Origin of the sequence: Geodermatophilus poikilotrophus (assembly GCF_900111455.1) — a bacterium.
Classification (GTDB): Bacteria; Actinomycetota; Actinomycetes; order Mycobacteriales; family Geodermatophilaceae; genus Geodermatophilus; species Geodermatophilus poikilotrophus.
This window is the reverse complement of record NZ_FOIE01000009.1, coordinates 131,735-154,469: the sequence shown is the minus strand read 5'-3', so window position 1 is coordinate 154,469 and position 22,735 is coordinate 131,735. Positions and strand designations below refer to the sequence as shown.

Genomic DNA, 22,735 nt, shown 5'->3' with positions numbered 1-22,735 from the left:
GTCCACCTACCTTCTGTCGTGCGCGGTGGGGGACCTTCGACTCCACCACCTCGCTCGCACGCCGAAAGTGCACCGGGTGGGGCTTCCCCCGCCCGACCGCAGAGGGGCTCCGGCGCAGCCGGACCGGTGAGGGGAGGGGTCCCGTGACGAGGACTCAGAAGCCGTCGGTCTTCCAGGTCGGCAGGGTGTGGGACGACGGGACCTCCGTCGTGGTGGCCGGGTGGGGCCTGGGCCTGTGCGTCTCGGCGTGCACCTGCCACCGCCACCCCTCGGCCGGGAACCTGGCCATCGCCGAGGACCAGGCCGAGGGACTGATCGGCCTGGTCAGCTACCGCGAGGGCGGCTGCGACTGCTGCGAGCCGTGGACCGCCGGCGAGCTCAGCGCCGTCGTCCGCGACCTGGAGATGGTCGCCGACCTCGACGCCCCGGAGCCCCTCGCCGGCTGACGGAGGACCACCTCCCCCACGCCTCGCAGGCGCTGCGGGCACCCGAGAGGTGGCCGTTCCAGCACGGCACCCGGCCCGGCCCCGCACCCGCGGGGCCGGGCCGCGGTTCTGCCGCACCGCTGCCCGGGTAGGGCCCGTCCATGCTGGGACGTGCCGCCCTCCGGGGCGCCCTCGCCGGTCTCGCCGGCACCGCGGCCATGACGCTCGCCGAGAAGGTCGAGCAGTCGGTGACGCACCGACCGAACTCCTACGTGCCCGGGCGCACCCTCACGGCGCTGACCACCCGCCGCCGGCTGCCGGGGTCCGCGCGCCCGCCCGTGCGCAACCACCTCATGCACTGGGGCACCGGTGCGCTCGTCGGCGCCCTGCGGGGCGTGTGGTCGGCCAGCGGGCTGCGCGGCTGGCGCGCCTCGGCCTGGCACACGTCGGTGCGGCTGGCCACCGACCAGACACTCGAGAACGCCACCGGCGTGGGTGCGCCGCCGTGGACGTGGTCGCGCCAGGACCAGGTCGTGGACATCGGCGGCAAGGCCGTCTACTCCTTCGTGACCGGTGCGGTCGCCGACCGGCTGGTCCCCCTCGCACCCGACCGCACGCCCTCCGGCTCCGCCCCGCCGCGCCGGCGGTAGCCCGCACCCCCGACAGGACGGGGTCCTGCTGCGGCACACGGGACCGTCGGGGTCCGTGTGACGACTGAGCCGACCGCTCCGGGCCGCAGCCCGCGCGCCGCCCCCTACCGCACGTTGCGCCTTCCTTACCGTGCGTGCTCACGCGCTCGGAACACCGCCTCCTCCCGGGGCGGGGCGCGGCGAGAGGGGGCCGGCCATGGGCCGCAACCGGACGACGAGCCGACGCTGGTCGCGCGCCACGCTGGCTGTCACCGCCGCCGTCGCCGTGCTGCTGACCCCGGCCACCGCGGGCGCGGCTCCCTCGTCCGCGGACGAGGCCTCGCGGCTGGTCGCCGAGGCGAGCAAGCAGGTGGCCGCCCTCGACGAGCAGGTCCACGAGGCCCAGCTGACCGTCACCGCGCAGCAGCAGACCGCGGCCGACGCCGCCGTGCGGGCGTCCCAGGCGGAGGCCGTGCTCGCCGGTTACGGCCCGCAGCTGGCGGCCATCGCGCAGAGCGCCGGCACGACGCAGTCCCGGATGGCCGCCTTCCTCACCTCCGACTCCGCGGCGGACGTCGTCCAGCAGATGACCACGCTGGACCTCATCGCCGCCCACACCGAGGGCCTGCTCGCCGAGGTCTCGGTGGCCCAGCGTGCGGCCGAGCAGACCCGCGCCGACGCCGACGCCGCTGCCGCGCAGGCCACCGCCACCCTCGCCGAGCTCGAGCGCCAGCGGGCCGAGGTGCAGACGCGGCGCGAGCAGTACCAGCGCGACTACGCGGGCCTCTCGGCCACCGAGCAGGCCGCCGTCCGGACCACGATCGCCGGACCTGCGCTGACCGCCGACGTCGACGCGGTCGTGGCCGCCGCTCCGAGCGGTGACGTCGGTGGCGTCCTCGCGGCCGCGCTCGCGCAGGTCGGCACGCCCTACCTCTGGGGTGGCTCGGGGCCGGGCGGCTTCGACTGCTCCGGGCTGACCAGCTACGCGTACCAGGCCATCGGCGTCTCCCTGCCGCACTCCAGCCGGGCGCAGTCGCGGATGGGCACGGCCGTCTCGCGCAGCGACCTGCAGCCCGGTGACCTCGTCTTCTTCGGCTCGCCCGTCTACCACGTGGGCATCTACGTGGGCGGCGGCAAGATGGTGCACGCGCGGGAGACCGGCATGCCGGTGGCGGTGACCACCGTGGACATCGGCGACTACGCCGGAGCCCGCCGCATCCTGTGAAGGCGGCCCCTCCCGAGGCTCGCCCCGAGCTCGCGAGGGGTGAGGAGGACGGGGTCCTTCTCCTGCAGGGGGCCAACGGCAGCGCGGGCGGCGGCGCCCGTAGCGTCGCCGGCCGTGACCGCGGCTGCGGAGTCCCCGCCCACCCTGCGTCCCGACGCCATCGGCTTCGGGGGAGCCCTCGTCATCGGCCTCGCCTCGACCTCGCCTGCCTACTCGCTGGCCGCGGTGATCGGGCCGGTCGTCGCGCTGGTCGGCGTGCACGCGCCCGGCGTGCTGCTCGCCTCGTTCGTGCCGATGCTGCTCATCGCGACCGCGTTCGCCGCGTTGGACCGCGCCGACCCCGACTGCGGGACGACGTTCTCCTGGGTCACCCGGGCGATGGGCCCGTGGGCCGGCTGGATCGGCGGCTGGGCGATCGCGATGACCGGCGTCCTGGTGGTGGGCTCGCTGGCCGAGGTCGGCGTCCGGTTCACCCTGCTCGCGGCCGGGCTGGACGGCTGGGAGTCCTCGACGCCCGTCGTCCTGGGCCTCAGCGTGCTGCTCGTCCTCGTCATGGCGGCGCTGTGCGTGCTGGGCACGGAGCTGTCCGTGCGGGTGCAGAACGGGCTGATCGTCGCGCAGACCGCGGCGCTGGCGGTCTTCGCCGTCGTCGCGCTGGTGCGCGGCGTCCGCGGGGACAGCCCGTTCGGCGCGCTGACCCCGCAGTGGTCCTGGCTGGACCCGTTCGGATCGGGCGGCGCGGCGCTGACCGGCGGGCTGCTGCTCGGCGTCTTCGCGTACTGGGGGTGGGAGTCGGCGGTCAACCTGACCGAGGAGACGCGCGGGAGCGCCGCCGTCTCCGGACGGGCCGGTGTGCTGTCGACCGTCGTCCTGCTGCTGACCTACCTCGGCGTCGCGGTCGCCGTCGTCTGCTTCGCCGGCACGGGCTGGCTGGCGGAGAACGCCGACGAGGAGGAGGCGGTCTTCGCGCTGCTGTCCGAGCAGGTGCTCGGCGGCTGGGACTGGGTGGTGCTGCTCGCCGTCGCCACCGCCGCGATCGCCTCCACGCAGACGACGATCATCCCGGCCTCCCGGACCGGCCTGTCGATGGCCCGGCGGGCGGCGCTGCCGGCCCGGTTCGGGTCGATCTCGCCGCGCCACCGGACGCCGGACGTCTCCACCTGGTGGGTCGCCGGCGTGGCCGTCGCCTGGTACCTCGGCGTCAGCGCGGTCTCGGCGAACGCGCTGTTCGACTCGATCACCGCGCTGTCGCTGCTCATCGCGCTGTACTACGCGATGACCGGCATCGCCTGCGCGGTGTACTTCCGGCAGCGGCTGACCCGCAGCCTGCGGGACCTGCTGCTGCTCGGCGTCGGGCCGCTGGTCGGCGCCGGGATGCTGGTCTGGCTGCTCGTGCTCTCGGTGCGCGACCTCGCGGACCCGGCCCACAGCTACACCGGCCAGGCCTGGCTGGGGCTCGGGCCGCCGCTGGTCATCGGCGTGGCGATCATGGCCGCGGGCGTCGTCCTCATGCTGGTGTGGCGGCGGCGCGACGCGCGGTTCTGGGACGAGCGACCGCAGGTCAGTACGGACGTCGACCCTCGGTGAGCATCGTGACGACGGCGGCGATCCGGCGGGCGCGCGTCTGCGGTGTGGCGGCGGTGACCACCCGGTGGAGGACGGCGTAGCGGTTGCGGCCGTCGAGGCCGTCGAAGGCCTGCTGCGCGGCGGGGACGGCGGCCAGCGCGGCGGCGAGGTCGTCGGGGACGGTGATGGTGGCCGGGCCCGCGTAGGCGCGCTCCCAGCGGCCGTCGGCCCGCGCCGCCCCGACCTGCGCCAGCCCGGCCGGGCGCATCCGGCCGGCGGCGGTGAGCGCCTCGACGGCGGCGACGTTCTTCTGCGACCAGATGCTGCGCGGCCGGCGCGGGGTGATCCGCTGCAGGTAGGAGGTCTCGTCCAGCCGCTGGGACCTCCCGTCGATCCAGCCGAAGCAGAGCGCGGACTCGACCAGCTCGGCGTAGGTCACCGAGGGGACGCCGGACCCCTTCTTCGCCAGCCGCACGTACAGCCCGGGGGCGGTCGCGTGCTCCGCCTCGAGCCACTCCTCCAGCGCCGCCTGGTCGGCGAAGGCCAGCACCGGCAGGTCGGTAGGCACGGTCACGGCGGCCATCCTGGCGGCGGTGGGCGTCGCGGTCCACGGTCACCGACGCACGGGTGGCGCGTCCTCGCCGGTGCATCCGCGACGCGCCTGTGCTGTGCTGTCGCCCGTGGCCGAGAACTACATCGCCGAGTTGCCCTACGGCTCCCCGCAGATCGATCCGGAGGCGTTCGTCGCGCCGACGGCCGTCGTGGTCGGCGCCGTGACCATGGGCCCGCGGTCGAGCATCTGGTACGGAGCGGTTGCGCGGGCTGACGCCGAGGTGATCGAGATCGGCGAAGGCTCCAACATCCAGGACGGCAGCACCCTGCACTCCGACCCCGGCTTCCCGCTCGTCGTGGGCCGCGGTGTGACCGTCGGACACCGCGTGGTCCTGCACGGGGCCCGCATCGACGACGACGTCCTGGTCGGCATGGGCAGCGTCGTCCTGAACGGTGCCCACATCGGCTCGGGCTCCATCGTCGCCGCCGGCGCCGTCGTCACCCAGGGCACGCAGGTGCCGCCGGGCTCGCTCGTCGCCGGCGTCCCCGCCAAGGTCCTGCGGCAGGCCACGGACGACGACCTGGCCCACATCCGCGGCAACGCCGCCAGCTACACCGAGCGGCTCCCCGAGGCGCGCAAGGTGCGCCCGGTCGTCCGCACCCGGCTGCCGCCGGCCGGGCAGACGCCCGGCGACGCGATGGAGTGAAGGACCACCCCCCACGCCTCGCAGGCTCGGCGCGGGACCCTGGAGGGTGGCCGTTCCGGTCCGTCACCCGGCTCGGCGCGGGACCCTGGAGGGGGCCGCCGCAGGGGCTGTCAGGAGTCGCCGAGGACGAGCACCCAGCGGTTGGTCGCCCCGTCCCGCTCGTAGCTGAACCGGTCCACCGCGGCACGGGCGAGCAGGAGACCCCGGCCCCGTTCGGCGTCGTCGGCGGGCGGCTGCTCCGGCCTCGCCTCGACCGGTGCGCCGTCGTCCTCGAAGACCGCCTGGATGCGGTCGGGGCTGCTGGACAGCCGCAGGGACACGCGCGCGGCGCCGGCGCCGGCGCCGTGCTCGGCGATGTTGGCCGCCACCTCGGCGACCGCGGTCTCGAACCGGATCCGGTCCCGCTCCGCCACGCCGGGTTCGTCGGCCCACAGGCGGGCCAGGAGGTCGTGCACCGGTTCCAGGAGCTCGGGACCGGCCCTGGCCTGGAGCCGGTGACTCGCGCCGCCGCGCACGTCAGTCGCCGGCGAAGGCGCCGGCGACGTCCGGGCGGGGCCGCAGCACCCGCCGCAGGTTGGTCAGGTCCAGCACGGCCTCCACCTGCGGCCTCGCCGCGGCGATGCGCAGGTCGCCGCCTGCCTGGCGCGCGGTCTTCAACCCCGCGATGAGTGCTCCCAGCCCCGAGGAGTCCATCGACTCGGTCTCGGAGAGGTCGACGACGATCCGCGCCGTCCCCCGTGCCACCAGCTCGGCGACCAGCGACCGCAGCCGCGGCGCGGCGACCATGTTCAACCGGCCCACCGGCCGCACCACGCCGATGCCCGTGTCGGTCGTCTCGGTCTGGAACTGCGTCATGCGGGGACCTCCGCCGGCTCCACCTGGGGTCCGCGGTGGCGGACGGCCTTGATGATCACACTGAGGACAGCGAGGTCGAAGGCGACCCACACCAGGTTCACCGCCGTGCCCAGCGCCGACGCCTGGCCGGTCGCCATCCGGACCGTGCCGACCACCGCGGCGACCACCAGCAGGGCCATGACCACCAGCTGGGGTCGCACGAGGTGCCACGGACGCCGCGTCTGCGCCTGGCGCTCCTTGGGCGTGACGGCGAAGGCCAGGCTCCGGCCGAAGACGACGTTGGCCACCGCGGAGGTGACCGAGCGGATCCACACGGGGAACAGCGCGAGCGAGTACTGCTGCCCGCGCCAGCTCCGCTTCCCCCTGCCGATGAGGTAGAAGAGCAGCTGGTTGACCGCGAGGAACGGCACCAGCCGGAGGAAGAAGTCCGCCGACAGGGCCTGCACCGGCAGGATGCCGCTGACCAGGAAGACGACGGGTGCGGCGAAGTACACGACCGCGGCGAAGCCGGACAGGTAGCTCCACATGGTGGCCCAGTACATGAGCCGCTGCGCCGGGGTCAGCCCGCGCTGCACCAGCGGGTTCTCCCGCAGCATCACCTGCACCGTGCCCTGGGCCCAGCGGAGCCGCTGGGTGAGCATCGTGCCGAGGTCCTCCGGCGCCAGGCCGAGCGCGAGGGTCTCGTGGTGGTAAACGGTGCGCCAGCCGAGCGCGTGCAGCCGCATGCAGGTCGCCATGTCCTCGGTCACCGAGATGGTGGCCATCGGCATGAGCGGCTGGGCCTCGTCGTCCCGGTCGACGTCGATCGCCCGGACCAGGGCCCGCACGGTCTCGACGGCGCCGAGCGGGGACCAGTCGCGGTGCGCCAGCCGGGCCAGTGCCGCACGGTCGAGCTCGGCCGGGCCGGCCTCCTCGGCATCCAGCTCCGAGGACAGGGCCGCGATCTCGGCGAGATCGCTCTCCAGCGCGGTGACGTCGGCGTCGACCAGCCGGCGGGCCGCGGCGTCGACCTGCTGCTGGAAGCGGTAGGTCACGTCGGCCAGGGCCGCGCCGGCCCGCAGGTCCGCGCGGCTCCGGGCCACCGCGCCGGCGACCGCGTCGAGGGCGGCGCGCGCCTCGGTCTGCGACGGGTCCAGGCCCCTGCGCGCCCGGGCGAGCACCCGGTCGGCGGTCCGGAGCGTCCGGGTCACCGCCAGCTCCACCTCGGTGACGTACCGGGACACCCCCAGCTGCATGAGCGCCTCGCGGCGCAGCACCGCGTTCGAGCCGCAGAAGAACGCGGCGTTCCAGCCGTCCTTGCCCTGCTGGATCGGTCCGTAGAACAGCGGCGCCTGGCTGCCGAACGGGTCGTCCTCGGGCACGTTGACGAACACCTGCGGCGTCTGCACCAGGGCCGTCTGCGGATCGCGGAAGTAGCCCAGGGTGCGGTCGAGGATCGCCGGGTCGGGGACCTGGTCGGCGTCCAGGATGAGGACGAACTCCCCGTCGGTGGTCATCAGGGCGTTGTTGAGGTTCCCGGCCTTGGCGTGCCGCTGGCGCCCCGCCCACTCCACGGACCTGGTGATCACCCCGATGCCGGCGGCCTCGGCGCGCTCCTGGAGCTCGGGGCGTGCCCCGTCGTCGAGGATCCAGGTCCGGTGCGGGTACCGGATCTGCTGCGCCGCCTCCGCCGTGGCCATGACCAGGTCGAGCGGTTCGTTGTAGGTGGTGATGAACACGTCGACCGTCGCGCCCTCCGGCGGTGGTGGGGGCCGCCGGCGCCGGCGCAGCCGCCACATCGTCAGGCCGAACAGCAGCGAGTCGACGAGGCTGTACGTCTCGGCGACGACCAGCGGGACGGCGATCCACCAGGCCGACCAGTTGATCGACTCGAGCCAGCGCCAGACCACGTAGTTCAGGCCGAGCACCGCGGTGAGCACCACCAGCACCCGCAGCCCCACCAGGCCCGGGGTCAGCGGCACCCGCGGGGAGAGAGCCGCGACGGTCTCGCGGTCGGCCAGCTCACGGGCCGAGGAGGCGCCCGGCCCGGTCCAGACCGTGCGGCGGTGGCGGCTCACGACCCTGGCACCCGTCGGACGGCGACCGCCGTGACGTCGTCCAGGGGAGCGGCCGCGGAGGCCAGTGCGCGGACGGCGCGGAGCAGGTCGTCGGGCTCCGGGTGGGCCTCGAGCAGCCGGGCCACGTCGGCGAGGGCCTCGTACGTGCCCCCGAGCACGTCGAAGAGGCCGTCGCTGAAGGAGAACAGGGTGTCCCCCGGCTCGAGCACCAGCTCGTGCTCGGTCCAGGTCTGGTCGGCGTCGATGCCCAGCGGGAGGTCCTCCCCGGCGAGCCGTTCGACGCCGCCCGCCGCCCGCCGGACCAGGGACAGCCCGTGACCGGCGTCCCCGTACCGCACCCGCCCCGTCGCGGCCTCCAGCCGGGCGTGGAAGGCGGTCACGAAGGAGCCGGTGCGCTGGAGGTCGGGCAGGAGGGTCCGGTTCGTGGCGGTGAGCACGTCGCCCTCCGGCCGGCGCCCGGCCCGGGCCCGCCCGGCGTCCCGCACCGTGGTCCGCAGGACCGCGCGGACGGTGGCCATCAGGATGGCGGCCCCGGCGCCCTTGCCCATCACGTCGGCGACCGAGAGGACCAACTCGCCGTCGACGAGGTCGTGGTCGAACAGGTCGCCCCCGACGGCGAAGGCCGGCTGGCAGGACCCGGCGACCCGGTAACCGGGCAGCTCCGGGGGGTGCTGCGGGAGCAGCGCCTGCTGCACCTCCCGGGCGCGGTCCATCTCGACGGAGTGGGCGAGCTCCTGCTCGGTCCAGCGGGCCAGCTCCTGCAGCAGCGCGACCTCCCCGGCATCGAGCGTGCGGGGGCGGACGTCGAACAGGCACAGCGTGCCGACCGTGAGGCCCCCCGGCCCCGCCAGGGGCTGGCCGGCGTAGAAGCGGACGTGCGGTGGGCCGGCCACCGCCGGGCTGCTGGCGAAGCGGAGGTCGGCCAGGGCGTCGGGCACGACGTGCGTCCCCCCGAGGGCGACCGTCCGGTCGCAGAAGGACGCCTGGCGGTCGGCCCGGTCGATGGGCATCCCCTGGGCGGACTTGAACCACAGGGAGTCCTCGTCCACCAGGGTGAGGGTCGCGATCGGGACGTCGAACACCCGCTGCGCCAGCCGGGTGATGCGGTCGAAGCGCTCCTCCCGGTCGGTGCCCAGCAGCTGCAGCTGCTCCAGCGCCCGCAGGCGCCGGACCTCCGCGGGGTCGGCCGGTGCGGGCACCCGGGCGTCGGTCGGTACCGGTGCGGCGGTCACCGGGCCACCAGGCGGCGTCCGGCCAGGGCCGCCCGCATCGCCGCGGCGCTGGCCGGGCTGCTGGTGATCCGCCAGTCGGCCTCCTTGTCGTGGTCGAACCACACGAACGCCGCGACGTCGGCCTGCTCGTCGAGGTAGGCGACCAGGTCGGTGACCCAGTCGGCCTTGTCCCCGCCCTCCTCGGCGGAGGCGACCTCGGTGACGGTGATCGGGATCCCGGGGGCCAGCTCGCGCAGCTCGTCGAGGCTGTCGCCGAAGACCTCCTCGGGCTCCTGCCAGCGGTGGCCGGGGGAGCTGGTGCCCCAGTTGTAGCCGTCGAGGGCGACGCGGTCGACGTACCGGGTGCCGGGCCACGTCTCGGCCATCGGGGAGGACCCGGGAAACCGCACGTTCGGGTTCCACACGAACTGCACGTTGCCCGCTCCCTGGGCGTCGAACACCTCCACGACGTGCCGAAAGGCCGCGACGTGGTCGGCGGCCGTGGTGCCCGACACGCCGACGGCCCACGGGTACCAGTCGCCGTTCTGCTCGTGGGCGAAGCGCAGCTGCACCGGCCGGCCCCAGGTCCGCAGCGCATCGGCCCACTGCCGGAGGTGGGGGTCGTGGGCTCCGGCCGCGATGGCGGCCAGGCCGAACGCCCCGCTGGCGGGGGCGTCCCAGTCCCACGGCTCCCAGGTCACCACCGGGACGGCACCCCGCGCCGCGACGGCGTCGAGGTCGGCGACCGGCGGTGGGGTGGTGAAGTCGGCGTAGGTGAGGACCAGCGACGGGCGCTCCCCGACGGCGGCCTCGACCGCGTCCAGCTCGGCAGCCGCCGTCGCGCCCCCGGGCGTGGTGACGCCGAAGGCGAGCGGTTCGGTGCGCTCCGGGCCGTCGACGACGGCGACCACGGTGGCGGCCAGGACGACCACGCCGACCACGGCTGCGACGACGGGCCACCACGACCGCCGGCCCCGGACCCCCACGGGAGGGGTCGACGGGCGCCGGGGTGCGCGCGGCGGCGGGGTCACGAGGCCAGCAGGTCCCGGACCAGCGCGCCGACGGCGTCGGCCTCGATGAGGAAGCCGTCGTGCCCGTACGGCGAGGTGATCACCTGCAGCGGGACGCCGAGGTCGTCGGCCACCTGCTGCTGCAGTGCGAGCGGGTACAGCCGGTCGGTGTCGACACCGGCGACGACGGTCCGCGCGGTGACCCGGTCCAGCGCCGCCCGGACCCCGCCGCGACCGCGGCCGACGTCCCAGGAGTTCATGACCTCGGTGAGCACCACGTAGCTGCCGGCGTCGAACCGGCGGGCCAGCTTGTCGGCGTGGTGGTCGAGGTAGGAGGCGACGGCGTACCGGCCGTCGTCCTGCACCGCGGTGCCGAACCGGGCGTCGAGCTCCAGGCCGCTGCGGTAGGTGAGGTGCGCGATCCGGCGGGCGACGCCCAGCCCGGCCACCGGCCCCGCGCCGGGCGGGTGGTCCCCGCCGGCCCACGCGGGATCGGCGCGGATCGCGGCCTGCTGGGTGGTCTGGGTGCCGATCTGGTCGGCGGTGGCCGCGGCGCCGGAGGCGAGGAACAGCAGCCGCTCCACCCGGTCGGGCAGCGCCACCGCCCACTCCAGCGCCCGCATGCCGCCCATCGACCCGCCGAGGACCGCCGCCCACCGGGGGATGCCCAGCGCGTCGGCGAGCGCGGCCTCGACCCGCACCTGGTCGGCCACCGTTATGTCGGGGAACCGCGAGCCGTACGGGCTCCCGTCGGGCGCGGCCGAGGACGGCCCCGTCGTCCCCTGGCAGCCGCCCAGGACGTTGGCGCAGACGACGAACAGCCGGTCGGTGTCCAGCGGCGCTCCAGGGCCGACCAGCTCGTCCCACCAGCCCGGCGTCGGGTGCCCGGGGCCCGCGGGGCCGGCGACGTGGCTGTCGCCGGTCAGCGCGTGCTCGACGAGGACGGCGTTGCCGCCGCCGGGCGCGAGCGTCCCCCACGTCTCGTAGGCCACCCGCACCGCCGGGAGCTCGCCGCCGCGCTCCAGCCGCAGCGGCCCGGGCAGGTGGAGGAAGCGCCGGTCGCCGACCGGGTCCCCCTCGCGCCAGCCCCCGAGCCGGGGCGGGGCCCAGGAGGGAACCCGGACCCCGCCCACCTCAGGCCCCCTTCGCGGCGCGGAAGCCGGACTCCAGGTCGGCGAGGATGTCCTCGATGCCCTCGAGGCCGACGGCCAGCCGCACCAGGCCCGGCGTGACACCGGTGGTCAGCTGCTCCTCGGGGGTCAGCTGCGAGTGCGTCGTCGAGGCCGGGTGGATGACCAGGCTGCGCACGTCGCCGATGTTGGCCACGTGGCTGTGCAGCTCCAGCGCCTCGACGAACCGCTGACCGGCCTCGCGACCGCCGTGCAGCTCGAAGGTGAGCACCGCGCCGGCGCCGCGGGGCGCGTACCTCTGCTGGGCGGCGTGCCAGGGGGAGGAGGGCAGGCCCGGGTAGTTGACCCGGTCCACCTCGTCGTGGGCCTCGAGGAACTCGGCCACCCGCTGCGCGTTCTGCACGTGCCGCTCCATCCGCAGCGACAGCGTCTCGATGCCCTGGACGACGAGGAACGCGTTGAACGGCGAGACGGCCGGGCCGAGGTCGCGCAGCAGCTGCACCCGGGCCTTGAGCGCGAACGCCGGCGCACCCAGGTCGGCGTACACCACGCCGTGGTACGTCGGGTCGGGCGTGGTGAACATGGGGTGCCTGCCGCCGGTCCAGTCGAACGTCCCGCCGTCGACGATCACCCCGGCGATGACCGTGCCGTGCCCGCCCAGGTACTTGGTGGCGGAGTGGACGACGACGTCCGCGCCGGACTCCAGCGGCCGGATCAGGTACGGCGTCGCGATGGTGTTGTCCACGATCAGCGGCACGCCGTTGCGGTGGGCGACGCCGGCGACGGTCTCGATGTCGAGGACGTCGCCCTTCGGGTTGCCGATCGACTCCCCGAAGAACGCCCGGGTGTCGTCCCGCACCAGCGACTGCCAGTTCTCCGGGTCGTCGGGGTCCTCGACGAAGGAGACGGTGACGCCGAGCTTGGGCAGCGAGTGGTGCAGCAGGTTGTAGGTGCCGCCGTACAGCGAGGCGGAGGCGACGACGTGGTCGCCGGCCTCGGCGACGTTGAGCATCGCCAGCGTCGTGGCGGACTGCCCGCTGGCGACCGCCAGCGCCGCCACGCCACCCTCCAGCGAGGCCACGCGCTGCTCGAGCGCGTCCTGCGTCGGGTTCATGATCCGGGTGTAGATGTTGCCCATCTCGGCCAGCGCGAACAGGTCGGCGGCGTGCTGGCTGTCGCGGAACTGGTAGGCCGTGGTCGCGTAGATCGGCAGGGCGCGGGCGCCGGTCGTGGGATCGGGGCTGGTGCCGGCGTGGATCTGCCGGGTCTCGAAGCTCCAGCTCTGCGGGTCGCTCATGCGCCGTCTCCTCTCGCTCGCGGAGGACCCGCGGCGCGCGAGAGCTCCGTCCTTGCCGGGCGGCGGGCGCCGTCCGGCCGGCTCTTCCCCTGGGAGCACCTCAGACGGAGTAGAGGTTGCCGGGCAGCCAGCCAGGTGCTTGTCACTGCCTCTCGTGAGCCAGCGTGATCCTAGGCAGGCCGCCGTCCTGCGCGGAACAGTGCGTCCCAGGTGGTGGACGCCGGCACGCCTCCCCGCCGGACGACGGGATCCCGGGCGTCGGGGCGGGGCGGTCAGCGCGGACACGCCGGCAGCCCGGGGAGCGGCGTGGGAGAGGCTGCCGGGGTGCGCGCACTCGTGTTCGACACCTACGGCGGCCCGCTGACCGTGCGGGAGGTCCCCGCGCCCGGCCCGGCGCCCGGCGGCGTCGTCGTCCGGGTGGGCGCCAGCGGCGTCTGCCGCAGCGACTGGCACGCCTGGCAGGGCCACGACCCCGACGTCGTCCTGCCGCACGTGCCCGGGCACGAGCTGGCCGGCACGGTGGCCGCCGTCGGGGCGGACGTCCGGCGCTGGCGGGTGGGCGACCGCGTGACCGTCCCGTTCGTCAACGCCTGCGGCCGCTGCACCCAGTGCGCCGCCGGCGAGCACCAGGTCTGCACCCGCCAGACCCAGCCCGGCTTCACGCACTGGGGCTCGATGGCCGAGTACGTCGCGCTCGACGCCGCCGACGTCAACCTCGTCGCGCTCCCCGACGGACTCGACGCCGCCACCGCCGCCGGTCTCGGCTGCCGCTTCGCCACCGCCTTCCGCGCGGTCGTCCAGGTGGCGAGGGTGCGGCCCGGTGAGTGGGTGGCCGTGCACGGCTGCGGCGGGGTGGGGCTCTCGGCGGTGCAGGTCGCGGTGGCCGCCGGCGCCCGGGTGGTCGCCGTCGACGTCTCGCCGGCGGCGCTGCGGCTGGCCGCCGACCTCGGCGCCGAGCACACCGTGGCGGAACCGGCCGCGATTCCCGAGCTGACCGCCGGCGGCGCGCACGTCTCGCTCGACGCCTTCGGTGCGGCCGTCACCTGCGAGAACTCGATCAGGTGCCTGCGGCCACGGGGCCGGCACGTGCAGGTCGGGCTGCTGCCGCCGGCGCAGGGCCGCCCGGCGGTGCCGATGGACCTCGTCGTCGCCCGGGAGCTGCAGGTGCTGGGCAGCCACGGCATGGCCGCCCACAGCTATCCCGCCGTGCTCGGGTTGATCGCCGCCGGCCGGCTGCGGCCGCAGGCGCTGGTCACCCGGCAGCTCGCCCTCGACGAGGCCGGCGCCGCCATCGCCGCGGTGGGCCGCGACCCGGGCATCGCGGTGGTCACCCGCTTCTGACCGGTCAGGTGCCGGGCGCGCCGGGCACCGTCGGCACCGCGGTCGCGGTGGGCGCGGCGGTCGGGGGCGCCGGCGCCGTCTGCTCCGGGGACGGGGTCGGGGCCGGCCCCGCGGACTCCGCCGGGGCCTCCCCGCCGGTCGTCCCTGCAGGTGGCGTGGCGGTGTCGGCGGTCGTCGGCGCCGACGTCGGGGCCGACGGGGTGGGCTCGGCGGTCTCCGCCGGCTCCGCCGGGGCGGGAGTCACCCGTGTCTGCACCGTCGGCTCCTGCGCGGGTGCGACGACCGGGTCCGGCGGCCGGACGTGCAGGTAGAGCGTGTAGACGCCGACGAACAGCAGCGCCAGGACGACGGTCGAGGTGCGGGCGCGGCCGAGGTGGTGGGGCACCGCCGACCACCAGCGGCGGGGAGCGGGCGGCGGCGCGGTGCTCACCGACACCCGGCCGGTCGGCTCGCCGGGCCCGTTGGTCTCCGGGGTGGTCACCGCACACCGTCTGCGGAGGAGGGGGCGGAGGCGGTCAGCTCACCGGCCGGCGGGGCCGCCGTCGGCGACGGGACGTTGAGGCCCTCCCGCCGGAACGCCAGGACGACGCGGGCGCGCAGGTCGCGGCCGACCTCGAACTGCTTGCCGGGCAGGGTGCGCGCCACCATGCGGACGTTCACCTGCTCCAGGTCGATCGTCTCCACGCCCATCACGCTGGGCGGGTCGAGCAGCAGCGGGCGCAGCCGCTGGTCCCGGAAGGCCTCCGCGCCGACGTCCTTGAGGATCTCGTTGACCCGGTTGACGTCCACGGTCGTCGGGACCGGCACGTCGACGACGGCGCGGGCCCAGTCGCGGGACAGGTTGGTGACCTTGACGATCTGCCCGTTCGGCAGCGTGACGACCTCGCCGTTGGCCGACCGCAGCCGGGTGACCCGCAGCGTGACGTCCTCGATCGTGCCCTCGGCGGGCTCGACCCCGCCGACCACCTGGATGGACACGACGTCCCCGAAGCCGTACTGCCGCTCGGTGATGATGAAGAAGCCGGCCAGCACGTCGCCGACGATCCGCTGGGCGCCGAAGCCGAGCCCGACACCGAGCACCGTCGCCGGCGCGACCAGCCCGCCGATCGGGATGCCGGCCCGGTCCAGCACGGCGAAGACCGCCACCGCGTAGATCAGCACGACCAGCGTCCAGGTGATCACCTGGGTGAGCGAGTGCCGGTGCTTGGCGGCCTCCGAGCGCACCAGGGCGTCGCCGCCGGTGGCGCGGGCGTCGATGCGGTCGGTGATCTTCTCGCCGACCCAGGCGACGAACCGGGCCAGCAGCACCGACCCCAGGATGAGCAGCACGATCTCCAGCCCGCGCCCGGCGAGCCAGGTCAGCAGCGTGTCCAGCGGTTCCATCGCTCCCCAGCCTCCACGGCGGACGTCGGCGGCGCCAACCCGGCCCCGAACCGGTGACGAACCGGTGCCGACCCGGTCCCGGCCGGGTCAGCGCGGCGCGACGAACAGCGCCTGCGCGGAGCGGCCGATGCGGCCGGCGACGTCGTACAGGTCGGCGAAGCACTGCCCGGCGCCGGAGGGTCCGACCGTGGTGGTGGCGTCCGCGGCGAGCCACTCCCCGGTCGGGGGCCGCACCAGGGCGACGGTGAGGTCGACGTTGGCGAAGGTGGCCCGCCGTCAGTCCAGGACGGCGGAGATGCCGCTGGCCGCGTCGGTCATCACCAGCAGGTGCTGCAGCGGGCTGATCGGCTCGCCCTCGACCAGGGTGCACAGCGGCCGGGTCCACGCGGCGGCCGGCCCGGGGGCGTTGAAGGAGCCGTGCGCGAAGCGCCAGTCCAGCGCCCGGTGGTAGGCGACGTCGGTGGTGAAGAAGGCCGCCGTCTCCGGGCGGCTCTGCTCCGGCCCGGGCAGCGGGACGCCGGCCCCCGGCGTCCCCTCGACGGGGGAGGTGCGCATCCGCCAGGCGGTCAGCCGCACCAGCGGCCGCGTGGGGCGGGCGGGGGAGGACCCCGCGGTGAGCACCGCCTCCACCAGTTCGATCCGACGTCCCGGCCGCAGCAGCCGGGCGGTGACCTGCACCGGGCCCACCGGCACCGGCGCGAGGATGTCGAAGGCCAGCCGCACGGTCTGCCCGTCGGGGATCCCGGTGACCCGTTCGGCCTCCCGGGCCAGCAGCGCCGCGACCGGCCCGGCGTGCTGCAGCCCCGGGTCCCACGGCCCGATGGTCAGGTCGGTGGCGAGGAAGCCGTCGCCGTCGGGGAGGTAGAGGGCGGTGGGCAGGCCGGCGGTCACGTCGGGCAGTCTGCCGCCGTGGTCAGCCGCCGGAGCGGCGGGTCTCCCAGACGGCGAACGCCGTCCACGCCGCGGCGGCGACCGCGGCGGCCACCCACAGCCAGCGCAGTGACGACCCGGTCGGGTTGGACAGCACCAGCAGGACGGCGACCACGAGCACCGCACCGGCCAGCGGTGCGGTGCGCAGCAGCGTGCCCAGGGTGTCCGGCCCCGGGACGGTGACGAACACCACCAGGGCGACCACCAGGAGGAAGGCGCACAGGACGCCCAGGAACGCCGCCGTCACCCCGAGCTCGCCGGGCAGGCCGACGGCGCCCAGACCACCGAGGACGGCGCCCACCGCCAGCCACAGCAGCAGCTTCCGCCGGCGCGCTGACCAGGGCGGACGCGGCTCGCTCACGGTCCGGTGCTCCTCCCGTCGCGGTGCCGCCGTCCCGTCGGGGCGAGCACCTCGTCCGCCGTGTGTGCCCGGCTCGGGCGGTGGGCACACGGCACCCGGCCGTCCTCGCGATCGCCGCGCAGCGCGACGTGGGATCGCCGATCGCCGACGCGGGCGCCCGGGTCCCCGACGGCGGCCGATGAGTTCGGCCCGCCGGCCCCGTCGTACCTGCGACGGGGTCGACCGGGCCCCCGCGACGCCGGGAGGCACGCCGTGCGCTGGATCTTCGTCAACCTGCCCGTGAGCGACCTGGCCGCGGCCAAGGCCTTCTACGGCGGCCTGGGCCTCGGCTTCAACGAGCAGCTCTCCGACGAGCGGACGGCGTCGGTCGTCGTCGCGGACAACATCGTGGTCATGCTGCTGACCCGCGACCGGTTCGCCGACTTCGTCCCGGACGGCGTCGAGATCGGCGACCCCGCGAAGGCGACCACCGTGCTCAACGCGCTGTCGGCCGAGAGCCGCCAGGAGGCCGACGACCTGCTGGCGCGGGCGCTGGCCTCCGGTGGGCGGCCGTGGCAGCCGGCGCAGGACCACGGGTTCATGTACGGCGTCAGCTTCACCGACCCCGACGGCCACGTCTGGGAGGTCGTCTGGATGGACCCCGCCGCCGTGCAGTGACCCCGCTCCCGGCGGGATCGCCGACCTCGCACGCGCCCGGGGTGCGGACCGTGCGAGACCGGCGATCCCGCCGCGGAGCAGGGTGACCTCCCCCCGGTAGGGGGCTCGGAGGGGGACGGTCGCTACCGTCGGCTGTGTGCCCCGGCTCGGCTACACCCTGACCATCGCGGCGGCGGGCCTGTTCGCCCTCAACGGCACGGTCTCCACGCTGGCCCTCCAGGCGGGCGTCCCCGCGCCCTGGCTGACCGCCCTGCGCTGCGGCGGGGCCGCGGTCGTCCTGGTCGCCGTCCTGGCCGTCGTCGCACCGGGGCGGCTGCGGGTGTCCTGGCGGGAGGTGCCCTTCCTCGCGGCGTTCGGCGTGGTGGGCGTCGCGCTGACCCAGTACCTCTACTACGTCGCGATCGGCCGGCTGCCGGTCGGCATCGCGCTGGTCTTCGAGATGACCGCGCCGGTCCTCATCGCGCTCTACGTGTGGCTGGTGCGCGGGGAGCGGGTCCGCCGCCGGCTGTGGGCCGCGCTGGGGCTGTCGCTGTCCGGGCTGGTCCTGGTGGCCGAGGTCTGGCGCGGCGGCGGCTCGCTCGACGCTGGCGGCGTGGCCGCGGCCCTCGGGGCGGCGCTGTGCCTGGCCACCTACTACCTGATGGGGGAGCGGGGCGCGAGCACCCGCGACCCGGTGACGCTGACCTGCTGGACCTTCGTCGCGGCCGCGCTGTTCTGGGCGCTCGCCGCGCCGTTCTGGCCGTTCGACCCTTCGGTGCTGGGTGCCCCCGTGCCGGTGTCGCTCGGCTCCCTCGAGGTGCCGCTGTGGGTGCTGGTCTGCTGGATCGCCGTGCTCGGTGCGGTGGTGCCGTTCTGGCTGTCGCTCGCGGCGCTGCGGCACCTGCCGCCGACGACGGCCGGGCTGGTCGCCACGGTGGAGCCCGTGCTGGCCTCGGGCGTCGCCTGGCTGTGGGTGGAGCAGGTGCTGTCGGGGTGGCAGGTGCTCGGCGGGGCCGTCGTCCTCGTGGGGATCGGGCTGGCGCAGACCGCCCGGACGACGCGCCGTCCCGCGCCCGCGCCCGAGCCGGCCCTCGCGCCCGCCTGAGCGGCTCCCCTGCAGGGTCCCGCCGCGAGCTCGCGAGTGGCGGGGGGCAGGGGGTCCTCTCAGGTCACCCCCCGGGCCTCGGTGGGCCAGTCGGCCAGCTCGGTCACGTACCCGGCCGGGGCGGTGCGGTCCATGCCGACGTACTCCCACGGGTGCTCCTGCGCGCGGCCGGGGGAACGGTGGCGCCGGCCAGGTGGGGGGTCCGCGGTGCAACGGGTCTCCCCCGGTCGGACGGGGGTGTTCCCCAGGTCGAGGCGCTCAGGTTAGGCTTGCCTAAGTCGGCTGCCACGAGGGTGGGCCGGAACGGGGGGACGCATGACGCTCACCGCCCAGCCGGAGGTCGCCGCCGCCCCCGCCTGGCGGTTCTTCGACGCCTCGGTCGCCGAGGTCCGCCGGCTGGGCCCCAGCTTCGTGCGGCTGACGCTCACCGGGCCGGAGCTCGCCGGGTTCGGAGCGGCCGGCTGCGACCAGCGCTTCAAGCTGGTGCTCCCCCGCGACGACGCCGGTCTGGACCGGCTGCGCGACCGCGGCCAGGACTGGTACCCCGCGTACTGCGCTCTTCCCGAGGAGCAGCGCCCGGTCATCCGCACCTACACCGTGCGGGCGCTCCGGCCCGAGCGCGCCGAGCTCGACGTCGACGTCGTCCTGCACGGGGTCGACAACGGGCACGCCGGCCCGGCCGCGAGCTGGGCGGCTGCGGCGGTGCCCGGCGACCGGATCGTGCTGCTCGGCCCCGACCGCCCCGGTGCCGGACGTCCGTGGGGCGTGGAGTGGGCGCCACCGCCGGCCGCGCGCACGTTGCTGCTGGCCGGCGACGAGACCGCCGTTCCCGCCGTGTGCGCGATCCTCGAGTCCCTCGGTCCTCCCGGCGGCGGCCCGCGTGCGGTGACCGCGCTGCTGGAGGTGCCGGAGGCCGGCGACGCGATGGACGTCGCGCTGCCGGCGCGGGCGACGCTGCGCTGGCTGCCGCGGGACGGCGCTGCTCGCGGGTCGCGGCTGGTGCCGGCCGTGCACGCCGCGCTGTGCGCGCTGGGGACCGCCTCGACGCCGGCCGCCCCGCCCGAGGAGGTCGACGATGAGCTGCTCTGGGAGGTGCCGGATCCGGACGCCGCCTCGGGCTGCTACGCCTGGCTGGCGGGGGAGGCCGGCGTGGTGAGGACGCTGCGCCGCAGCCTGGTCGGCGACCTCGGCGTCCCCCGCGGGTCGGTGGCGTTCATGGGCTACTGGCGCCAGGGCGTCGCCGGCTGAACGCCGGGGACGGGGTCCTCACCGCAGCCGGCGGACCGGCACCACCATCGGCGTCCCGGCCACCGGGTCGGGCACGATCCGCGCCTCCAGGTCGAAGGCGTCGGCGAGCAGCTGCTCGGTGAGCACCTCCTCCGGCGCGCCGGAGGCGACGAGCCTGCCGTCGTCCATCGCGACCAGCCGCTGCGCGTAGCGCGCGGCCAGGTTGAGGTCGTGCAGCACGACGACGACGGTGCGGCCGCGCTCGGTGTGCAGCCGCGCCACCAGCTCCAGCACGTCGATCTGGTGGGACAGGTCGAGGTAGGTCGTCGGCTCGTCGAGGAGCAGCAGGTCGGTGCCCTGGGCGAGCGCCATGGAGATCCAGGCGCGCTGCCGCTGGCCGCCGGAGAGCTCGTCGACCGGCCGGTCGGCGAGGTCCGCCATGTCCGTCCAGGTCAGCGCCTCGGAGACCGCCGCCTCGTCGTCGCGGGACCACTGCTGCAGCCACGACTGGTGCGGGTGCCGGCCGCGCGCGACCAGGTCGCCGACGGTGAGGCCCTCCGGGGCGACCGGGGTCTGCGGGAGCAGGCCGAGCACGCGGGCGACCTCGCGGGTCGGCGTCCGGCTGATCGCCCGGCCGTCGAGCAGCACCTGGCCTCCGACGGGGCGCAGCAGCCGGCCCAGGGCCCGCAGCAGCGTGGACTTGCCGCAGCCGTTGGGGCCGACGATGGCGGTGAACGAGCCGTCGGTGAGCTGCAGGTCCAGCTCGCGGACGACGACCCGGTCGTCGTAGGCCAGGCTGACCGACTCGGCGGCGAGACGGACCGTTCCGGTCCGGGGGACAGTGCTGGTCACAGCGTCGATCGCCTTCCGCGGACGAGGAGCCAGAGCAGGAACGGCGCGCCGACGGCGGCGGTGAGCACGCCGACGGGCAGCGCCTGGGGGAGCACGGTGCGGGTGAGCAGGTCGGCGCCGACGACGAGCGCGGCGCCGAGCAGCCCGGAGGCCAGCAGCGGCGGCCGCGGGCCGCGGGTGAGCCGGACGGCGACCTGGGGGACCACCAGCGCGACGTAGGAGATGGGTCCGGCCGCCGCCACGGCGGCGGCGGTGAGCGCGACGGCGACGAGGACGACGAGCGCTTGGGTGGGCACGAGGCGCACGCCCAGGCCGCGGGCGGTGTCGTCGCCGAACTGGACGACGGCCAGCGCGCGGCTGGTGGCCAGCGCGGCGGGGAGCAGGACGGCGAGGGCCACCAGCAGCGGCACCGCCTCCGCCCAGGTGCGGGCGTTGAGCGAGCCGGTGATCCAGACGTAGGCGGTCGCCGCGTCGTGGATCTCGGCGCGGGTGAGCAGCCAGTCGACGAGGGCCGCGCCGACCGCCCACAGGGCGATGCCGATCAGCACCATCCGGTACCCGTCGATGCCGCGGCGCCAGGCCAGGAGGAGCAGCAGCAGCCCGGTGACCAGCGCGCCGAGCAGCGCGGCCAGCGGGACGCCGACGCCGCCGAGCACGCCGCCGCCCGCCGTCCCGCCGAGGACGATGGCCGCGACCGCGCCCGCCGACGCGCCCTGCGTGATGCCGAGGACGTCGGGGGAGGCCAGCGGGTTGCGGGCGAAGGTCTGGAACAGCGCGCCGGCCACGCCGAGGGCCAGGCCGACGAGTGCGCCGACGACGATCCGCGGCGCCCGCAGCTGCAGGACGATGAACTCCTGGGTGTCCTCGCCGAGCCCGACCAGGGTGCGCAGCACGTCGGTCAGGCCGATCGGGAAGTCGCCGCGGCCCAGGCTGACCGCGCCGAGCAGGAGGACGGCGACGGCGGCGGCGAGGGCCACGACCACCTGCCGCCAGCGGACCCGGCCGGAGACCGGCCCGACGCGGACGACCGTCTCCCCGGGTTGCCGCACCCGCTCGGGGACCCCCGCCGGTGGGCGCGCGAGCCGCGTCACGGACCGGCCAGCCGGCGCCGGCGGATGAGCGCGACGAAGAAGGGGGCTCCGACGAGGGCGAGCACGATGCCGACCTGCAGCTCGCCGGGGCGGACGACGACCCGGCCGACCACGTCGGCGAGCAGCAGCAGCGCGGCGCCGAGCAGGCCCGAGCAGGGGACCAGCCAGCGGTGCGCCGGGCCGGTGAACGCGCGGACGACGTGCGGCACGACCAGCCCGACGAAGGCGATGGGCCCGCACGCCGCGGTCGCCGCGCCGCACAGCAGGGTGACCGCCGCCAGGCCGACCAGCCGGGCCAGCCACACCCGCTGACCGAGGCCGCGGGCGACGTCCTCGCCGAGGCCGAGCAGGTCGAGGGCGGGGGCGTTGACCAGGGCGAGCAGCAGGCCGGCGAGCAGGAAGGGCGCCACCTGCCAGGCGACGTCGGCGCCGCGGCCGGCCAGCGCGCCGACCACCCAGAAGCGGAAGGCGTCGAGGCTGTCGGTGTCGCTGACCAGGACGGCCCGCACCAGCGCGTAGAACAGCGCCGACAGCGCCGCCCCGGCGAGCGCGAGGGTGACCGGCGTGGCGCCGCCGCGGCCGGCCGAGCCGAGCGCGAAGACGAGCACGGTGCCCAGCAGGGCGCCGGCGAAGGCGAACCAGACGTACCCGGCCGGCGTGCCGATGCCCAGCAGGTGGATGGCGAGGACGACGCCGAGCGAGGCCCCGGCGGTCACGCCGAGCAGGCCCGGGTCCCCGAGCGGGTTGCGGGTGTGGCCCTGGGCCAGCGCGCCGGCGACGCCGAGGGCGAGGCCGACCGCGAGGCCGAGCGCGGTGCGCGGCACCCGCAGCTCGCGGACGATCACCGTCTCCTCGGTCGGGACGCCGGGGTCGGTGAGCGCCTGCCAGACCGCACCGAGGCCGATGCTGCGGGAGCCGACCGCGATGCTCAGCGTCGCGGCGACGGTCACCAGGACGAGCAGCAGGAGCAGGCCGAGCAGCCGCGTCCGGCGCTGCTGGAGCAGGCCGCCCCGTTGCGGAGCGGTGCCCTCCGCCCCGCCGGGCCCTCCGGGACCGTGCCGTCGCAGGGCGGCGTCGGTCGACGAGGACACGAGCGGCTCCCGGGGGCTGACGGCGAGATAGGCCAGCCTCACCTTAGTCGCGCC

At 75.9% G+C, this 22,735-nt stretch carries 23 protein-coding genes, 1 pseudogene and 1 riboswitch; of the genes and pseudogenes, 9 read left to right on the top strand and 15 right to left on the bottom strand.

Features of this window, described 5'->3' with window-relative positions:
* Nucleotides 1-143 precede the first annotated feature (143 nt).
* The 4 genes from BMW27_RS20045 (at nt 144) to BMW27_RS20030 (ending at nt 3,866) form a co-directional block, all read left to right on the top strand.
* On the top strand, nt 144-446 hold the full coding sequence (locus BMW27_RS20045; protein ID WP_091447518.1) for a hypothetical protein: 303 nt from the start codon (nt 144-146) through the stop codon (nt 444-446).
* A 140-nt stretch (nt 447-586) separates the two neighbouring features.
* The gene (locus tag BMW27_RS20040) at nt 587-1,075 is read left to right on the top strand and encodes a hypothetical protein (protein ID WP_091447515.1); all 489 of its coding nucleotides are present in this window, start codon (nt 587-589) and stop codon (nt 1,073-1,075) included.
* Nucleotides 1,076-1,271: 196 nt separating this feature from the next.
* Nucleotides 1,272-2,279, top strand: coding sequence for a C40 family peptidase (locus BMW27_RS20035; protein ID WP_091447513.1), 1,008 nt, complete (start codon nt 1,272-1,274; stop codon nt 2,277-2,279).
* 114 nt (nt 2,280-2,393) lie between these two features.
* Nucleotides 2,394-3,866: an APC family permease gene (locus BMW27_RS20030; protein ID WP_091447510.1), complete on the top strand. Its 1,473-nt coding sequence runs from the start codon at nt 2,394-2,396 to the stop codon at nt 3,864-3,866.
* On the opposite strand, the gene BMW27_RS20025 is transcribed toward BMW27_RS20030, so the two are convergent.
* The gene (locus tag BMW27_RS20025; protein WP_217638223.1) at nt 3,841-4,419 is read right to left on the bottom strand and encodes a YdeI/OmpD-associated family protein; all 579 of its coding nucleotides are present in this window, start codon (nt 4,417-4,419) and stop codon (nt 3,841-3,843) included. The genes BMW27_RS20030 and BMW27_RS20025 overlap by 26 nt on opposite strands.
* 106 nt (nt 4,420-4,525) lie before the next feature.
* On the opposite strand from BMW27_RS20025, the gene BMW27_RS20020 reads away from it, so the two are divergent.
* On the top strand, nt 4,526-5,104 hold the full coding sequence (locus BMW27_RS20020) for a gamma carbonic anhydrase family protein (RefSeq protein WP_245743747.1): 579 nt from the start codon (nt 4,526-4,528) through the stop codon (nt 5,102-5,104).
* A 110-nt stretch (nt 5,105-5,214) separates the two neighbouring features.
* On the opposite strand, the gene BMW27_RS20015 is transcribed toward BMW27_RS20020, so the two are convergent.
* From BMW27_RS20015 to BMW27_RS19985, 7 genes are all read right to left on the bottom strand, one after another.
* On the bottom strand, nt 5,215-5,619 hold the full coding sequence (locus BMW27_RS20015; protein WP_091447496.1) for an ATP-binding protein: 405 nt from the start codon (nt 5,617-5,619) through the stop codon (nt 5,215-5,217).
* 1 nt (nt 5,620) lies between these two features.
* On the bottom strand, nt 5,621-5,959 hold the full coding sequence (locus tag BMW27_RS20010; protein ID WP_091447492.1) for an STAS domain-containing protein: 339 nt from the start codon (nt 5,957-5,959) through the stop codon (nt 5,621-5,623).
* On the bottom strand, nt 5,956-8,016 hold the full coding sequence (locus BMW27_RS20005) for a glycosyltransferase (RefSeq protein WP_217638221.1): 2,061 nt from the start codon (nt 8,014-8,016) through the stop codon (nt 5,956-5,958). The genes BMW27_RS20010 and BMW27_RS20005 overlap by 4 nt, the downstream gene beginning before the upstream one ends.
* A complete protein-coding gene (locus BMW27_RS20000) occupies nt 8,013-9,248 on the bottom strand; it encodes a PP2C family protein-serine/threonine phosphatase (protein ID WP_217638220.1) in 1,236 nt (411 codons plus the stop codon). The genes BMW27_RS20005 and BMW27_RS20000 overlap by 4 nt, the downstream gene beginning before the upstream one ends.
* A complete protein-coding gene (locus BMW27_RS19995) occupies nt 9,245-10,168 on the bottom strand; it encodes a glycoside hydrolase family 26 protein (RefSeq protein WP_217638219.1) in 924 nt (307 codons plus the stop codon). The genes BMW27_RS20000 and BMW27_RS19995 overlap by 4 nt, the downstream gene beginning before the upstream one ends.
* Before the next feature lie 86 nt (nt 10,169-10,254).
* Nucleotides 10,255-11,370 (bottom strand): homoserine O-acetyltransferase MetX, encoded by a 1,116-nt coding sequence (gene metX, locus BMW27_RS19990; protein ID WP_091447489.1) that lies wholly within the window; start codon nt 11,368-11,370, stop codon nt 10,255-10,257.
* Between the two features lies 1 nt (nt 11,371).
* Nucleotides 11,372-12,664, bottom strand: a complete 1,293-nt coding sequence (locus BMW27_RS19985) for a bifunctional o-acetylhomoserine/o-acetylserine sulfhydrylase (RefSeq protein WP_091447486.1) — start codon at nt 12,662-12,664, stop codon at nt 11,372-11,374.
* 43 nt (nt 12,665-12,707) lie between these two features.
* Nucleotides 12,708-12,824: riboswitch (SAM riboswitch) on the bottom strand.
* A 164-nt stretch (nt 12,825-12,988) separates the two neighbouring features.
* On the opposite strand from BMW27_RS19985, the gene BMW27_RS19980 reads away from it, so the two are divergent.
* Nucleotides 12,989-14,005, top strand: coding sequence for a zinc-dependent alcohol dehydrogenase family protein (locus BMW27_RS19980; protein WP_091447482.1), 1,017 nt, complete (start codon nt 12,989-12,991; stop codon nt 14,003-14,005).
* Nucleotides 14,006-14,009: 4 nt separating this feature from the next.
* On the opposite strand, the gene BMW27_RS19975 is transcribed toward BMW27_RS19980, so the two are convergent.
* From BMW27_RS19975 to BMW27_RS19960, 4 genes and pseudogenes are all read right to left on the bottom strand, one after another.
* Nucleotides 14,010-14,486: an Rv3103c transmembrane domain-containing protein gene (locus tag BMW27_RS19975; RefSeq protein ID WP_091447478.1), complete on the bottom strand. Its 477-nt coding sequence runs from the start codon at nt 14,484-14,486 to the stop codon at nt 14,010-14,012.
* Complete coding sequence (locus BMW27_RS19970) at nt 14,483-15,388, bottom strand: mechanosensitive ion channel family protein (protein WP_091447474.1); 906 nt, start codon at nt 15,386-15,388, stop codon at nt 14,483-14,485. The genes BMW27_RS19975 and BMW27_RS19970 overlap by 4 nt, the downstream gene beginning before the upstream one ends.
* Before the next feature lie 87 nt (nt 15,389-15,475).
* Nucleotides 15,476-16,279: pseudogene (locus tag BMW27_RS19965) on the bottom strand (thioesterase family protein).
* Between the two features lie 22 nt (nt 16,280-16,301).
* Nucleotides 16,302-16,679, bottom strand: a complete 378-nt coding sequence (locus BMW27_RS19960) for a hypothetical protein (protein WP_091447470.1) — start codon at nt 16,677-16,679, stop codon at nt 16,302-16,304.
* Nucleotides 16,680-16,931: 252 nt separating this feature from the next.
* Here BMW27_RS19960 and BMW27_RS19955 point away from each other — a divergent pair, with 252 nt between their 5' ends.
* The 3 genes from BMW27_RS19955 to BMW27_RS19945 all read left to right on the top strand — a co-directional run bounded on the left by BMW27_RS19955 (nt 16,932) and on the right by BMW27_RS19945 (nt 19,668).
* Complete coding sequence (locus BMW27_RS19955) at nt 16,932-17,336, top strand: VOC family protein (protein WP_091447466.1); 405 nt, start codon at nt 16,932-16,934, stop codon at nt 17,334-17,336.
* A gap of 136 nt (nt 17,337-17,472) precedes the next feature.
* The gene (locus BMW27_RS19950) at nt 17,473-18,420 is read left to right on the top strand and encodes an EamA family transporter (RefSeq protein ID WP_091447463.1); all 948 of its coding nucleotides are present in this window, start codon (nt 17,473-17,475) and stop codon (nt 18,418-18,420) included.
* 315 nt (nt 18,421-18,735) lie between these two features.
* Complete coding sequence (locus BMW27_RS19945) at nt 18,736-19,668, top strand: siderophore-interacting protein (protein WP_091447459.1); 933 nt, start codon at nt 18,736-18,738, stop codon at nt 19,666-19,668.
* Nucleotides 19,669-19,686: 18 nt separating this feature from the next.
* On the opposite strand, the gene BMW27_RS19940 is transcribed toward BMW27_RS19945, so the two are convergent.
* The 3 genes from BMW27_RS19940 to BMW27_RS19930 are packed head-to-tail and all read right to left on the bottom strand — an operon-like array spanning nt 19,687 to nt 22,681.
* Entirely contained in the window at nt 19,687-20,499 is an 813-nt protein-coding gene (locus BMW27_RS19940) for an ABC transporter ATP-binding protein (RefSeq protein ID WP_175486586.1), read from the bottom strand.
* Complete coding sequence (locus BMW27_RS19935) at nt 20,496-21,590, bottom strand: FecCD family ABC transporter permease (RefSeq protein WP_091447454.1); 1,095 nt, start codon at nt 21,588-21,590, stop codon at nt 20,496-20,498. The genes BMW27_RS19940 and BMW27_RS19935 overlap by 4 nt, the downstream gene beginning before the upstream one ends.
* The gene (locus tag BMW27_RS19930; RefSeq protein WP_245743746.1) at nt 21,587-22,681 is read right to left on the bottom strand and encodes a FecCD family ABC transporter permease; all 1,095 of its coding nucleotides are present in this window, start codon (nt 22,679-22,681) and stop codon (nt 21,587-21,589) included. Before BMW27_RS19930 ends, BMW27_RS19935 begins: the two co-directional genes overlap by 4 nt.
* Between the last annotated feature and the right edge of the window lie 54 nt (nt 22,682-22,735).